15 protein-coding genes are annotated in these 13951 nt (G+C 72.4%); 2 read left to right on the forward strand and 13 right to left on the reverse strand.

The window, feature by feature from the left end:
- A partial coding sequence (locus tag V6V47_RS18770; protein WP_334629573.1) for a hypothetical protein occupies window positions 1–546 on the reverse strand: 546 nt, incomplete at its 3' end.
- 194 nt (window positions 547–740) lie between these two features.
- On the reverse strand, window positions 741–1367 hold the full coding sequence (locus V6V47_RS18775) for a mycothiol-dependent nitroreductase Rv2466c family protein (protein ID WP_334629574.1): 627 nt from the start codon (window positions 1365–1367) through the stop codon (window positions 741–743).
- 222 nt (window positions 1368–1589) lie between these two features.
- Here V6V47_RS18775 and pepN point away from each other — a divergent pair, with 222 nt between their 5' ends.
- Together pepN and V6V47_RS18785 are read left to right on the forward strand one after the other, a co-directional pair.
- The gene (gene pepN / locus V6V47_RS18780; protein WP_334629575.1) at window positions 1590–4139 is read left to right on the forward strand and encodes an aminopeptidase N; all 2550 of its coding nucleotides are present in this window, start codon (window positions 1590–1592) and stop codon (window positions 4137–4139) included.
- Window positions 4140–4224: 85 nt separating this feature from the next.
- Window positions 4225–4401: a hypothetical protein gene (locus V6V47_RS18785; RefSeq protein ID WP_334629576.1), complete on the forward strand. Its 177-nt coding sequence runs from the start codon at window positions 4225–4227 to the stop codon at window positions 4399–4401.
- Between the two features lie 65 nt (window positions 4402–4466).
- On the opposite strand, the gene V6V47_RS18790 is transcribed toward V6V47_RS18785, so the two are convergent.
- The 11 genes from V6V47_RS18790 to V6V47_RS18840 form a co-directional block, all read right to left on the reverse strand.
- Complete coding sequence (locus tag V6V47_RS18790; RefSeq protein ID WP_334629577.1) at window positions 4467–4874, reverse strand: DUF5130 family protein; 408 nt, start codon at window positions 4872–4874, stop codon at window positions 4467–4469.
- Window positions 4861–5175: an aa3-type cytochrome oxidase subunit CtaJ gene (ctaJ, locus tag V6V47_RS18795; protein WP_442934260.1), complete on the reverse strand. Its 315-nt coding sequence runs from the start codon at window positions 5173–5175 to the stop codon at window positions 4861–4863. The genes V6V47_RS18790 and ctaJ overlap by 14 nt, the downstream gene beginning before the upstream one ends.
- 54 nt (window positions 5176–5229) lie before the next feature.
- Window positions 5230–6693, reverse strand: coding sequence for an amidase (locus V6V47_RS18800; protein ID WP_334629578.1), 1464 nt, complete (start codon window positions 6691–6693; stop codon window positions 5230–5232).
- Window positions 6694–6905: 212 nt separating this feature from the next.
- The gene (locus tag V6V47_RS18805; protein WP_334629579.1) at window positions 6906–7907 is read right to left on the reverse strand and encodes an amidohydrolase family protein; all 1002 of its coding nucleotides are present in this window, start codon (window positions 7905–7907) and stop codon (window positions 6906–6908) included.
- Window positions 7907–8431: a 3-hydroxyanthranilate 3,4-dioxygenase gene (locus V6V47_RS18810; protein ID WP_334629580.1), complete on the reverse strand. Its 525-nt coding sequence runs from the start codon at window positions 8429–8431 to the stop codon at window positions 7907–7909. Before V6V47_RS18810 ends, V6V47_RS18805 begins: the two co-directional genes overlap by 1 nt.
- Window positions 8428–8847 (reverse strand): RidA family protein, encoded by a 420-nt coding sequence (locus tag V6V47_RS18815; RefSeq protein ID WP_334629581.1) that lies wholly within the window; start codon window positions 8845–8847, stop codon window positions 8428–8430. The genes V6V47_RS18810 and V6V47_RS18815 overlap by 4 nt, the downstream gene beginning before the upstream one ends.
- Window positions 8844–9617 carry a 2-keto-4-pentenoate hydratase gene (locus tag V6V47_RS18820; RefSeq protein WP_334629582.1) on the reverse strand — a complete coding sequence of 258 codons (774 nt, stop codon included), beginning with the start codon at window positions 9615–9617 and terminating at the stop codon, window positions 8844–8846. Before V6V47_RS18820 ends, V6V47_RS18815 begins: the two co-directional genes overlap by 4 nt.
- Window positions 9614–10675 (reverse strand): 4-hydroxy-2-oxovalerate aldolase, encoded by a 1062-nt coding sequence (gene dmpG / locus V6V47_RS18825; RefSeq protein WP_334629583.1) that lies wholly within the window; start codon window positions 10673–10675, stop codon window positions 9614–9616. Before dmpG ends, V6V47_RS18820 begins: the two co-directional genes overlap by 4 nt.
- The gene (locus V6V47_RS18830) at window positions 10672–11631 is read right to left on the reverse strand and encodes an acetaldehyde dehydrogenase (acetylating) (protein WP_334629584.1); all 960 of its coding nucleotides are present in this window, start codon (window positions 11629–11631) and stop codon (window positions 10672–10674) included. The genes dmpG and V6V47_RS18830 overlap by 4 nt, the downstream gene beginning before the upstream one ends.
- Window positions 11628–12425: a 2-keto-4-pentenoate hydratase gene (locus V6V47_RS18835; protein ID WP_334629585.1), complete on the reverse strand. Its 798-nt coding sequence runs from the start codon at window positions 12423–12425 to the stop codon at window positions 11628–11630. The genes V6V47_RS18830 and V6V47_RS18835 overlap by 4 nt, the downstream gene beginning before the upstream one ends.
- A 22-nt stretch (window positions 12426–12447) precedes the next feature.
- Window positions 12448–13929 (reverse strand): 2-hydroxymuconic semialdehyde dehydrogenase, encoded by a 1482-nt coding sequence (locus V6V47_RS18840; protein ID WP_334629699.1) that lies wholly within the window; start codon window positions 13927–13929, stop codon window positions 12448–12450.
- Window positions 13930–13951: the final 22 nt, after the last annotated feature.

Raw genomic sequence — 13951 nt, forward strand, 5'->3', positions numbered from 1 at the left:
GGGCGGGCCCGGCACAGGGCGCGGCTCGTGGGGCGGCGTGGGGACGGGCCGTGGGTTCAGCGGCGGCGTCGGCACCGGGCGAGGAGCGGCCGGGGCGGGCGGAGGCGGCGCGGGCTCGGCCGGCGCGGCCGCCGACGGCGGCACGGGGGCCGACACCACGGGCGGCGCGGGCGGCTCGAGCTGGGCGCTTCCGGTCGGCGGCGTCGGGAGACTGGCCGCCCCGGCGGCCGACAGCGTCAGGGGTACGGTCACGACGGGGTCGGTCGATCCCGCCAGCTCGAGCCCGCCGGCCGACGAGGCGTCGATAGGCGACACGGCCAGCGCGGCATCGGCGGGCGACGTCGGCGGGGTCAGGCGCGAGGTGACCGGCACCCGAGCCACGCCGACCACGATCGGCGGGGCGAGGAGATCCACCAGGTCGGCGGGGAGATCGGGGCGAACCGTCGGCCAGCGGGAGTCGTCGACCGACCAGTAGGCCGCGCCGGGAGTCTCGATCACCCCCTGCAGGGTCAGTTGATCGTCACCGGACGCACGGTGCTTGGCCATCGGTATTGCCTCCACGAACTGCGGGTACGCGGCCCAGCGGGTCGCTCGGCGGACACCGAGGGAAACGAGGTCCCCTGCCCGCCGGTGACGCAGTGATCGCTTTCGACCCTCGACAGGTACCGCCGCCGCCCGACGCGACGCGCCCCCGCACGGGCAGCCGACGCTGTCCGAACGGGGGCGCTGATGGTCGTGGGTCAGTCGAAGATCGGGCCCAGGTCGCGGCTGCGCTTGAGCTCGTAGAAGCCCGGCGTGCCGGCGACCAGCAGCACGCCGTCCCAGAGCCGGCCGGCGGCCTCGCCCTTCGGTCGCGGCGTGACGACCGGGCCGAAGAACGCGACCTGGCTGCCGTCCGGGCCGGGCGCGTGGATGACCGGAGTGCCGACGTCCTGCCCGACGGGGCGCATGCCGGCCTCGTGGCTGGCCCGCAGCGCCTCGTCGTACTCCGTGCTGTCGGCGGCCTCGGCCAGCGCCGGGTCCAGGCCGGCCTCGGTCAACGCGGCGACGTAGAGCTCCGGACCCCGCTCCTCCTTGTCGAGGTGGATCCGGTTGCCGAGCGCGGTGTAGAGCCGGCGCAGGACGTCGCTGCCGTACCGCTGCTCGGCGGCGATGCAGATCCGCACCGGCCCCCAGGCGGTACGCAGAAACGCCTTGTAATCCTCGGACAGGTGGTCCCGGCCGTCGTTGAGCACGGCCAGGCTCATCACGTGGAAGCGGATGTCCACGTCCCGGACCTGCTCAACCTCGAGCAGCCAGCGGGACGTGATCCACGCCCACGGGCAGGCCGGGTCGAACCACATGTCCACGGCGACACGTTCGGTCACAGTGAGATCCCTTCAGGCAGGGGTACGCCGGCAGTCCGGCGCGTCTCCTCGATCTTCACCCCGCGACGCGTCGAGCGGCACGTGAATGAGAGCGTGACCTCGGCCACCGCAGGCTGGCGGTACATGGAAGACTCGGTTCCGGGCCAGCCGTCACGAGCGGTCGGCAGACGGGCGCCGCCGGGCGTACGGCGAGATGTGGGATGGAGACGAACAGTGCCGGGAGTGCGCAACCTGACCCAGGTCGAGGCGACCGAGCGGGCCCGACTGCTCGATGTGACGGGGTACGACATCAGTCTGGACCTGTCGACCGCTGTGCTGGCGGCCGACGGCCGCACGTTCCGGTCGACGACCGAGGTCCGGTTCCGCTGCACCGAGCCGGGCGCGAGCACGTTCATCGAGGTGGCCGCCGACTCGGTGCGCTCCGCCACCCTGAACGGCGCGCCGGTTGACCTGTCCGACTGGTCGGCCGAGAAGGGCCTGACCCTGTCCGGGCTGGCCAGTGACAACGTCCTGGTGGTCGACGCCGACTTCGGCTATTCCAGCAGCGGGCAGGGTCTGCACCGCACGGTCGACCCGGTGGACGGCGAGACCTACCTCTACAGCCAGTTCGAGACGGCCGACGCGCAGAGAGTGTTCGCCTGCTTCGACCAGCCCGACCTGAAGAGCGTCTACACCTGGCACGCCGTGGTGCCGGCGCACTGGCGTGCGGTGTCCAACATGCCGGTGCAGCGTGAGGAGTCGGCGGGTGAGGGGCTCAAGGCCCTGCACTTCACCACGTCGCCCAAGATGAGCACCTACATCACGGCGCTCTGCGCCGGTCCGTACCACGAGGTGCGGACCACGCACGACGGCATCGACCTGGGGGTGTTCTCCCGGGCGTCGATGGCGGCCTACCTGGACTCGGACAACCTGTTCCTGATCACCAAGCAGGGCTTCGACTTCTTCCACGAGAAGTTCGGCGTGCGCTACCCGCTGCCCAAGTACGACCAGCTCTGGGTGCCCGACTTCAACGCCGGCGCGATGGAGAACTTCGGCTGCGTGACGCACGCCGAGTCGCACTACCTGTTCCGCTCGCAGGTCACCGACTTCGAGTACGAGCAGCGCGCCAACACGATCCTGCACGAGCTGGCCCACATGTGGTTCGGCGACCTGGTCACCATGCGCTGGTGGAACGACCTGTGGCTGAACGAGTCGTTCGCCGAGTGGGCCAGCCACTGGTGCAACACCAACGCGACCCGGTTCACCGAGGCGTGGACGACCTTCCTGTCGATCCGCAAGAACTGGGGCTACCGCCAGGACCAGCTCTCCTCCACCCACCCGGTCTACACCGAGATGCCGGACATGGAGGCCGTCGAGGTCAACTTCGACGGCATCACCTATGCCAAGGGCGCGAGCGTGCTCAAGCAGCTCGTCGCGTACGTGGGCGAGGAGCCGTTCGTGGCCGGGCTGCGGGCGTACTTCGGCAAGCACGCCTGGGGCAACGCCACCTTCGACGACCTGCTGACCGAGCTGGAGGCGGCCTCCGGCCGGGAGCTGCGCAAGTTCGCCGCGCAGTGGCTGGAGACCGCGCAGGTCAACACGCTGCGCCCGGAGGTGACGATCGGCTCCGACGGCACGTACCAGCAGGTGGTGATCCGGCAGGAGGCACCGGCCGCGTACCCGACGCTGCGGACGCACCGGATCGGCGTGGGCCTGTACGACCTGACCGACGGGCGGCTGGTCCGCCGCGAGCGGCACGAGGTGGACGTGACCGGCGAGCGCACCGACCTCGCCGAGCTGGCCGGCGTCCGGGCTGCGGACGTGCTGCTGCTCAACGACGACGACCTGACCTACGCCAAGATGCGCCTCGACGACCGGTCGTTGGCCACCGTGGTGCAGCACATCGGTGGCTTCGAGTCGTCGCTGGCCCGAGCACTCTGCTGGACCGCCGCATGGGACATGATCCGCGACGGCGAGCTGGCGGCCCGTGACTACGTGGCGCTGGTGCTGGCCGGGCTGCCCGCCGAGACCGACATCAACCTGGTCACCGCCACCCTGCGGCAGGCGACCACCGCGATCACCCTCTACGCCGACCCGGCTTGGGCGCCGACCGGCTGGGCCGACCTGGCCCGTACGGCCCGGGACGCGCTCGCCGCCGCCGAGCCGGGCAGCGGGTTCCAGCTGGCCTGGGCCCGGGCGTACACCTCGGCGGCCCGGTCCGAGGAGGACCTGGCCACGCTGCGCGGCTGGCTGGACGGCTCCGGCATCCCGGCCGGGCTCACCGTGGACACCGAGCTGCGCTGGTCGGTGCTCGGGTCGCTGGTGGCCAACGGCGCGGCCGGCACCGCCGAGATCGAGGCGGAGTTGGCCAACGACCGCACCGCCAGCGGCGAGCGGGAGGCCGCGTACGTGCACGCGCTGGTGCCGACGGCGGAGAACAAGGCCGCCGTCTGGGCGCTGCTGACCGGCCCGGACGCGCTGCCCAACTGGCGACACCGGGCGCTGTTGCAGGGCTTCAGCCACCCGACGCAGGTCGAGCTGGTCGCACCGTACCGGGAGCGGTACTTCCCGGCGGTCGGTCAGGTGTGGGCCACCCGGGACAGCGAGCCGGCGCAGGAGTTCACCCAGCTGGCGTACCCGGCCTACCTGGTGGAGGACGACACGGTGGCCGCCACCGACGCGTGGCTGGCCGGCGAGGGGCACCCCGGCCCGCTGCGCCGACTGGTGGCCGAGGGCCGCGACGGCGTGGTGCGGGCGCTCAAGGCCCGCGCGAAGGACGCCCAGCAGGGCTGACCACCGAGTACGCGGCCCGGGGCCGGCGTGGGTGTACGCCCGCGCCGGCCCCGGGCCGTTAGCGTTGCGGAAGGAGGTGGACGTGATGGCACACCCGACCGACGGATGGCGGCCCCCTGCGCGCGCGTGGCGGGAGCAGGACCTGTTCGACCTGCCCGCCGACGTGCACCACGACCTGATCGGCACCATCGGTCCGGACGACGCGGTGACCGTGGACGAGCCGTGGCCGATGAGGTCGGACCCGAGCGCCTGGCCGCGCTGAGACAGCCCCCGGACAGACCGAAGCCCGGCCCACACACGTGGGCCGGGCTTCGTCGTACGGGTGGGTCAGCCCTTGCCGGCGTGGCTGGCGAGCTGGTCGAGGCCGTTGATGATGCCGCCGGCCAGGTCGCCCCCGCTGAACGCGCCGGCCATCGAGAGCGCGGCCAGCTTGGCGTACGTGTCGGGGATGCGCTTACGGGCGTACCGCCCGGTGACGACCTCCAGCCGACGCTGGTTGGGCGACACGGCGATCAGCACCGACTTGTCGGGCTCGGCGAGCTGACGGTGCAGCCGTTGGGCGTGCTCCCGGATCGGCTCGTCGAGGCCACCGACGAAGACCGAGAAGACCAGGCCCGTGCCCTGGTCTGCAAGGCGCAGCGCCTCGTCGATGCGCAGCAGCTGGCGGGTCGAGAACGGCCCGTCCAGCACCTCGGGCGGAGTGTCCGTCCCGGCCTGCTCCTCACCAACGGTCACTTGCGCCTCCGGTTCCACCGGCCGGCGCCTCGACGCTGGCCTGCTCAAGCTTGTGGCTGGTCAGCGCCGGCGCCTGCGCGCCCGCCGCCAGCGCGGTGCCGGCCGAGTCGGCCAGCTGCTCCGGACGGCCCAGGAACCAGACCGGAGTGAAGTCGAAGGGTCGGCCGGGCCGGTAACGCTTGGCGCCACCACCGCCGCCGCCACCACTACCTCGGCTACCCGCGTACGCGAGGCCGGCGATCACCAGCACCGCGGCTGCCGGGATGCCGACGAAGACCAGCAACGTCTCGGTAACAGACAATCCCAACGCCCCCAGGCGGAAGAAGGACCTCGAACAACCGGGTCGGATGGATGATCACAATGTGGAACGCCCGACGCCGTCGCCATTCACGTTAGCGGAGTCGACGGCCCGCCAGATCGCGGGGTGCCGATCCCATCCGTCACTGGAGTTCTCCAGTTGCGCAGCAGTCGCGATAAGCCGCACGTCGTCGCCGTACCGGCCGGTGAGCAGCACCCCGACGGGCAGGCCGTCGGTGGTCACGCCCAGTGGCAGGGAGACCGAAGGTTCGCCGGTGACGTTGAAGATCGCGCAGTAGGGCGAGAAGCGACGTTGTCGGTCGAAGTCGGCCGCCGGGTCACCGTCGGCGGTGAACCAGCCGACGGGTGCCTGCGGGGCGGCCAGGGTGGGGCAGAGCAGCAGGTCGCAGCCGGCGGTGCGCTGCGCGCCGAGGCGGACCTGCGCCTGCAACTCGCCGAGGGTGGCGGCCAGCGTGCCGGCGGAGATCTCGGCGCCCCGGGCCCGCAGCAGCCGGGTCAGCGGCAGCAGCTCCGCCTCCCGCTGCGCCGGCACCGGAGCGAGCGCCAGCACGTACCAGAGGATCTCGAACAGCGGCCATGCCTGCGGCCCGAGCGGCGGCGGCACCTCGACCACCTCGTGGCCGGCGGCGGTGAGCAGCGCCGCGGCCCGGTCCACGGCGGCCACGCAGTCGGGGTGCACCGGCTCGTCGGCGAGCATCGGGGTGGTGAACCGGCCGATCCGCAGTCGGCCGGGCGCAGCCCGACGGGCGACGGCCAGGTAGCCGCCGGGCGGCGCGGGCGGCGGCAGGTACGGCTCGCCGGCCACCGGGACGGCCATGATGTCGAGCAGTGCCGCCACGTCGGTGACGGTCCGGCCGAGCGGCCCGCTGGTGGGCAGACCGAACGCACCGGAGCCGAGCGGCCCGCCGGAGACCAGGCCACGACTGGGCTTGTAGCCCACCAGCCCGCACAGCGACGCGGGGATGCGCACCGAGCCGCCACCGTCGGAGCCCTGGGCGACCGGGACCAGCCCGGCCGCCACCGCGGCGGCCGAGCCACCGCTGGACCCACCGGCGGTGTACGCCAACTGCCACGGGTTGCGGGCCGGGGGCGCGACCCGGCCCTCCGAGTAGAGCGAGCAGCCCAGCTCGGAGGTGGTGGTCTTGCCGAGGCTGACCAGGCCGGCAGCCTTGATGAACCGGACCACGTCGGCGTCGACCGGCGGGACGAAGTCCGCGAACGCGGCTGAGCCGAAGGTGGTGCGGACCCCGGCCGTGAGAGTGAGGTCCTTGATCGCTGTCGGCACGCCGTGCAGCGGGCCGCGCTGCTCGGCGGGCACCGCGTCCGCTGCGCGGGCGGCCTCGCGGGCCAGCTCGGGGGTGACCGTGACGAACGCGCCCACGGTGTCGCCGAGCGCCTCCACCCGACGCAGGTGGTGCTCGACCAGCTCGACGCTGGAGAGCTCGCCGCGTGCGACGGCGGCGGCCTGCTCCAACGCGGTCAGGTCGTGCGGCTCGGCCATGCCGTCATCCTGCCCGCCGCCGGTTCCAGGTGCACTCGTCACGCGCCGACGATCGGGAACGGACCGACATCGCCGGCGTCCACCGCCAGCGACCCTCGATGGCCCCGGATCCCGCCGGGCCACGGAGTCGGCCGCCAGTCCGTCCGGCCCCACGTAGCTCGCCGGTCGGACGAGGTGGGCGAGGGTAGCCGGCCAGCACCGGGCGGCGGGCATCAGCCGTGGAGGAAGCGCAGGGCGTTGGCGGAGAGCAGCTTGTCGCGCTGGTCGTCGGTGAGGAAGTCGGCCGCGTGGACCACCGCGCCGGCCGGTCGCTCGCCCAACGGGTACGGGTAGTCGCTGCCGACCAGCACCCGGTCCTCCCCCATGGTGTCCACGAGCAGCCGCAGCGCGGGCGGCGCGAACACGACCGAGTCGACGTGGAACCGGTCGAGATAGCTGCTGGGTGGCCCGGAGGACGCGCCGCGGATCAGGTCGCCGCGGCGGTGCCAGGCATTGTCGGCCCGGCCGAGCCAGAACGGAAAGCTGCCGCCGCCGTGCGCGAAGCAGATCCGCAGCGTCTCCGGCACCTGGTCGAAAACCCCACCCAGGATCATCGCCAGCACCGACAGGTGCGTCTCGGCGGGCATCCCGGTGAGCCAACGCGCCATCCACCGATCCAGTCGAGGCCCGCCCGGCATGTCCCAGGGGTGGACGAAGACCGGCGCGCCCACCTCGGCGCAGTGTTGGAGGAAGGTGACCACACCGGCGTCGTCGAGGTCCCGGTCGCCGACGTGGTTGCCGATCTCCACGCCGACGTGCCCGGCGGCGAGACTGCGGTCCAGCTCGGCGCACGCGGCGTCCGGGTCCTGCAACGGCACCTGGCAGAACGGCACCAGCCGATCGCCGCCGGCCGCGGTCACCTCGAGGGTCAGGTCGTTGAAGATCCGGGCCACCTTCACCGCCTGGTCGGCGGGGCGGTCGTAGCTGAAGAAGACCGGTGTCGGCGAGACCACCTGCACGGCCACCCCGTCGGCGTCCATGTCGGCCAGGCGGGTCGAGGCGTCCCAGCATTCGGCCCCGACCGGGCGGAACTCCGTCTCCCCCACCATGATCATCGCGGCCCGCTCGGAGTCGACCCGAAGCCAGGGCCAGCCGGACCCGCCGCACGCTGCGCCGAGGTCCGGCCATCCCTTGGGTACGACGTGCGTGTGCACGTCGACCACGCCTGGGCGCATCAGCCCTTGCCCGGGTGCAGCGTGCCGCAGCTGGCGCAGGTGCGGGCCGCCTCGTCGGCGTAGAACGCCTGGAACACCGGCGGCAGGTCGGCGGCGATGTCGCGGACCTGCAGCTCGACCTCGTGCACCTTGTGCCCGCAGTCGGGGCAGTACCACTGGAAGGTCTCCAGGGTGCCCTCCTCGCGGACCCGCTCCACCACGACACCGATCGAGCCGACCTCCGGCCGCTGGGGCGAGTGCGGGGTGTTGCGCGGCAGCATCCACATCTGACCCTCGCGTACGTGCACCGTGCGCGGCCCCTCCGGGGTCATCAGGTTGATGTGCATGTTGCCCTTGACCTGGTAGAAGAACTCCTCGTACGGGTCCACGTGGAAGTCGGTGCGCTGGTTGGGCCCGCCCACGACCATCACGATGAAGTCGTCCCCGCCGGGGAACATCTCCTTGTTGCCCACCGGGGGCTTCAACAGGTGCTGGTTGTCCGCGATCCATCCCGGAAAGCTGAACGGCTCGGCGATCTCACTCACGACTGACCTCCCGAGGGAAGAAGGGCCACGGCCTGGATCTCGATGAGCAGGTGCGGGTGCGGCAACTGGTGCACCGCCACGGTGGTCCGAGTCGGTCCGGACGCGTCGAAGAACTCCGCCCACACCTCGTTGTAACCACCGAAGTCATTCATGTTGACCAGGTACGACGTCACCTGGACGAGGTCGGTGAGGTCGGCGCCGACCGAGCGCAGCAGGTCCCCGATGTTCTCGATGACCGCCCGGGTCTGCACCCGGATGTCGAGGTTCGTCGTCCCGAACCCGTCCACCTCGACGCCGGCGAAGCTGTTGTCGGCCCGCCGGGACGACGTACCGGACACGAAGACGAAGCCACCGGCCACCTTGACGTGCGGAAAAGCCCCCCGCGGGACGGCCTTTCCCGCCACGACGCCGCTCACGACGACGCCCGCAGCGACGCGGTGCCGAGCTTCTCCACGACGGCACGGACATGGGCGCCGGGACGGAGTGGGACGGCCGCCGTGGCGGCGCCGGCCAGGAAGACCCAGCCGGACTGCATCCGGACGCCGTACCGGCCGGCCAATCGGATGCCCTCGTCGAGCGCCCGGCGCGGGTCCCCGAGGATCGCCGCCGTCGAGCCGACCTGCGCCACCCGCCCGTCGACCTCCAGCAGCACACCGAGGTTGTCCAGCCCGGCCGGCACCGGCGACCAGGGCCCGATGACGAACGCGGCGGCCGAGGTGTTGTCCGCGATCACGTCCGGCAACGAGAAGCGGAAGTCGGCGTACCGGGAGTCGATCAGCTCGATGGCCGGGGCGACCGCGCGGACCGCGCTGGCGAAGTCGCCGACCGGCTCGCCCGGCTCGGGCAGCCGGTCCAGCAGGAACGCCACCTCCGGCTCGACCCGGGGGTGGATGTAGGCGGCCGGGTCCACGGTGCCACCGTCGGGCACCCGCATCGCGTCGGTGAGCCGCCCCCAGATCACCTCGTCCACGCCGACCTGGGCCATCTTCGCCTTACTGGTCAGCCCCATCTTGAGCCCGACCAGCCGCTCGCCGGAGTCCAGCCGACGCTGCACCAGCGCCGCCTGCACGCCGTACGCGGTCGGCACGTCCAGCCCGACCTCTGCGGCGAGCTGCGAGACGGGTGTGGCGGTGTCCGCCGCCGCGCCCAGCTTCGCCGCGATACCCGCGGTGTCCACGCCAATCACGATTGCCCCTTACCGGCCAGGTCCAGCGCCACGTCCACGATCATGTCCTCCTGGCCGCCGACCATCCGGCGCCGACCCAGCTCGACCAGGATCGACCGGACGTCGACGCCGTACTTCGCCGAGGCCCGCTCGGCGTGCCGCAGGAAGCTGGAGTAGACCCCCGCGTACCCCAGGGAGAGCGTCTCCCGGTCCACCTGGACCGGCCGGTCCTGCAACGGGCGGACGAGGTCGTCGGCGGCGTCCATCAGCGCGAACACGTCGCAGCCGTGCTTCCAGCCGTACAGCTCGGCGACCGCGACGAAGACCTCCAGCGGAGCGTTTCCGGCGCCCGCGCCCATGCCCGCGAGGGAGGCGTCGACGCGGACGGTCCGGCCGTGCACCGCGTCGGGGCCGACCGGCGCGGACCCGGTGACCCGGCCATGCTCGACGGCGAGCACGCTGTTGGCCACCCCGAGCGACAGGTTGTGGTGAGCGTGGATGCCGATCTGCGTCTGCGGGGCCAGGACCTGGCGGTACGCGTCGACCCGCTGCGCCACGTCGGACATGAGCAGCCGGCCGCCGGAGTCGGTGACGTAGACGCAGTGCGCCCCGTACGACTCCATGAGCTTGGCCTGCCCGGCCAGCCCGGCCGGGTCGGACATGTGCGACATCATCAGGAACCCGGCCACGTCCATGCCGTTCTCCCGGGCCCAGGAGATGTGCTGGGCGGAGATGTCGGCCTCGGTGCAGTGGGTGGCGATGCGGACGCTGGTCACCCCGAGCGCCTTCGCCGCCTTCAGGTCGGCGATGGTGCCGATGCCGGGCAGCAGCAGGGTGGTCAGCTTCGCCGTGGTCAACACCTCGGCGGCTGCGGAAATCCACTCGGCGTCGCTGGCCGCGCCGTGGCCGTAGTTGACGCTGGAGCCGGCGAGCCCGTCGCCGTGCGCCACCTCGATGGCGGCCACGCCGGCGGAGTCCAGGGCTGCGGCGATGGTGCGGACCTGATCGACGGTGTACTGGTGGGCGATGGCGTGCATGCCGTCGCGCAGCGTCACGTCCTGGATGTACAGGTCGGTCATGCCGGCACTCCCGTGTCCTGGGTCGGCGCGAGGCGCCGGACGGCCCGGAGCGCGACCAGCCGCTCCGCGGTACGCAGTGCGGCGGAGGTCATGATGTCCAGGTTTCCGGCGTACGCCGGCAGGTAGTGCCCCGCGCCGGAGACCTCCAGGAAGACCGACACCTGGAGCGCGGTGAGGTGCCGGCCCAGCGTCGGCAGGTACGCCTCGACCCGGTCGAACTGCACGTCCTGCTTGAGTCGGTAGCCGGGGACGTACTCCTGCACCGTCGCCACCATGTCCGCCACCGAGGCGGCGATGGCCGCGGTGTCGGCGTCGGCGTCCGGGCAGAGGCAGTAGACGGTGTCCCGCATGAGCAGGGGCGGGTCCGCCGGGTTCAGCACGATGATCGCCTTGCCCCGCTCGGCGCCGCCGACCACCTCGATGGCCCGGGCCGTGGTCTCGGTGAACTCGTCGATGTTGGCCCGGGTGCCCGGACCGGCCGAGCGGGAGGCGATCGACGCGACGATCTCCCCGTACGCCACCGGGGTCACCCGGCGCACCGCGGCGACGATCGGTACGGTCGCCTGCCCGCCGCAGGTCACCATGTTGACGTTGGCCTCGTGCAGGTGCTCGTCCAGGTTGACCGGCGGCACCACGTACGGGCCGAGCGCCGCCGGGGTGAGGTCGACCACGGTGCGGCCGTGCGCGCGCAGCACCTCGTCGTGGCGCTGGTGCGCGCCGGCCGAGGTGGCGTCGAACACCAGCTCGACGTCGGCGAACTCGGGCATCGCGACGAGGCCGTCGACGCCGTCGGCGGTGGTGGCCACGCCGAGCCGACGGGCTCGGGCGAGACCGTCGGACGCCGGGTCGATGCCGGCCATCGCCACCATCCGCAGGCTGTCACTCAGCCGCAGCACCTTGATCATCAGGTCGGTGCCGATGTTTCCCGATCCCAGCACCGCCACGTTAGTGGTCACTGGCCGCCCCTGTCGCTGAAGGATGTCCGCACCGAGCCGAGCCCGGAGATCCGTGCCTCGTACGCGGCGCCCGGGGTGACCGGCACCATCGGGCCGAGCGCTCCGGAGAGCACCACGTCCCCGGCGCGCAACGGGTCGCCCGCGCGAGCGAGGGTGCTGGCCAGCCAGTGCAGGGCGTGCAACGGGTTGCCGAGACAGGCCGCACCCGCGCCCACCGACACCGGCTCCCCCGCGTGCTCCAGCACCATCCCGCAGAGCCGCAGGTCGACGTCGGCGAGCCGACGCGGTGTGGTGCCGAGCACGAAGAGCCCGCTGGAGGCGTTGTCGGCGACGGTGTCCACGATGGAGATGTCCCAGCCGGCGATCCGCGAGTCGACGATCTCGATCGCCGGCAGCAGGTGGTCGACGGCCCGGATCAGGTCGACCGTGGTGATCTGGGGGTTGGCCAGGTCCTTGTCGAGCACGAACGCGATTTCCGCCTCGACCCGCGGCTGGAGCAGCCGGTCGATGTCCACCTCGACGCCGTCGCCGACCGCCATCGCGTCGGTCAGCATGCCGAAGTCCGGTTGGAACACCCCGAAGGTCTCCTGCACCGCTCGGGAGGTCAGCCCGATCTTCGCGCCGACCCGGCGCTCGCCGCGGCCCTGCCAGGCCCGCGCCTGAAGCTGCTGCACGCGGTACGCGGACTCGACGTCCCCCTCGGCCAGCAGCCGGCCCCGCAGGGGTGGGCAGGGCTTGCCGCTGCTGCGGGCGTCGGCCAGCTCCCGGTTGGCGGCCTCGATGTCAGCATTCATGCCCGCTCCTCGCTGCGACGGCTCACGACAGGTCCACGCAGACGTTGGTGAGTTCGGAGTAGAAGTTGAGGGAGTGCACGCCGCCCTCGCGGCCGATGCCGGACGCCTTCACCCCGCCGAACGGGGTCCGCAGGTCACGCAGGAACCAGGTGTTGACCCAGACGATGCCGGCGTCCAGCCGAGTGCCGGCCCGGTGGGCCCGGCCGACGTCGCGGGTCCACACCGTCGCCGCCAGGCCGTACTCGGTGCCGTTAGCGAGGGCGTACGCCTCGTCCTCGGTGTCGAACGGCGCGACGTGCACCACCGGGCCGAAGATCTCCTCGCGGTTGGTGCGCGCGTCCGGGCCGAGCCCGGTGAGCACCGTGGGCTGCACGTACGACCCACCGTCGCGGGCGTCACCGAAGGTGGGCGTGCCGCCGCCGGTGAGCACCTCGGCGCCCTCGGCGCGGGCCAGGTCGTAGTGCCCGAGCACCTTCGCCCGGTGCTGGTGGGAGATGAGCGGCATGTTCGCCGTCGCCTCGTCGGCCGGCCAGCCGTACGCCAGCTCACCGGCCCGCTTCGCCAGCCGGGCCGTGAACTCCTCGAAGACCGGACGCTGCACGTAGAGCCGTTCGGTGCAGAGGCAGACCTGCCCACCGTTGGTGAAGCTGGACCGTACCGAGCCGGCCACCGCGGCGTCCAGGTCGGCGTCCGCGAAGACCAAGCCCGCGTTCTTGCCGCCCAGCTCGAAGCTCACCGCCTTCACCCCGTCCGCGGCGGCGCGCATGATCGCGCCGCCGGTGGCCGACTCGCCGGTGAAGGTGATCGCGTCCACGTCGGGGTGGCGGGTGAGGAACTCGCCGGCCGACTCCGGGCCGAACCCGTGCACCAGGTTGAACACTCCGGCCGGAACTCCGGCGGCGGCCATCACCTCGGCGAGCAGCGTCGCCGAGGCGGGCGTCTCCTCGCTGGGCTTGACCACTACGGCGTTGCCGCAGGCCAGCGCCGGGGCGACCTTCCAGGTGAGCAGCAGCAGCGGCAGGTTCCACGGCACGATGACCGCGACCACGCCGACGGGTTTCCGGACCGCGTAGTTGAGCGCCCGGCCACCGGTCGGAGTGACGGTGGTGAACGACTCGGTCGGCGCGGTCGCCACGATCTCCGCGAAGGCCCGGAAGTTCGCGGCGCCACGCGGAATGTCCAGCGTACGGGCCTGGGCGATGGCCTTGCCGGTGTCGGCCACCTCGGCGGTGACCAGGTCGTCGAAGCGACGTTCCAGCTCGTCGGCGACCCGGCGCAGCACCTCGGCGCGTTCCCGCTCGCCCATCCGGCCCCACGGCCCGCGCAGGGCGGCCCGGGCGGCGGCGACCGCGTCGTCCACCGTGGACTTCGACGCCTCGACCACCTCGAACACCGGCTCGCCGGTCACCGGGCTGGACTTCGTGAACGTCTGCCCACCGTCGACGAACTCGCCCGCCACGAAGTTGCGCAACCGTCCCGGCCCGGCCGGCGCACGGCCGGCCATCAGCAGAGGGTCCCAGGTGCCG

This window comes from Micromonospora sp. CPCC 205539, from assembly GCF_036906815.1.
In the GTDB taxonomy this organism is placed as follows: domain Bacteria; phylum Actinomycetota; class Actinomycetes; order Mycobacteriales; family Micromonosporaceae; genus Micromonospora.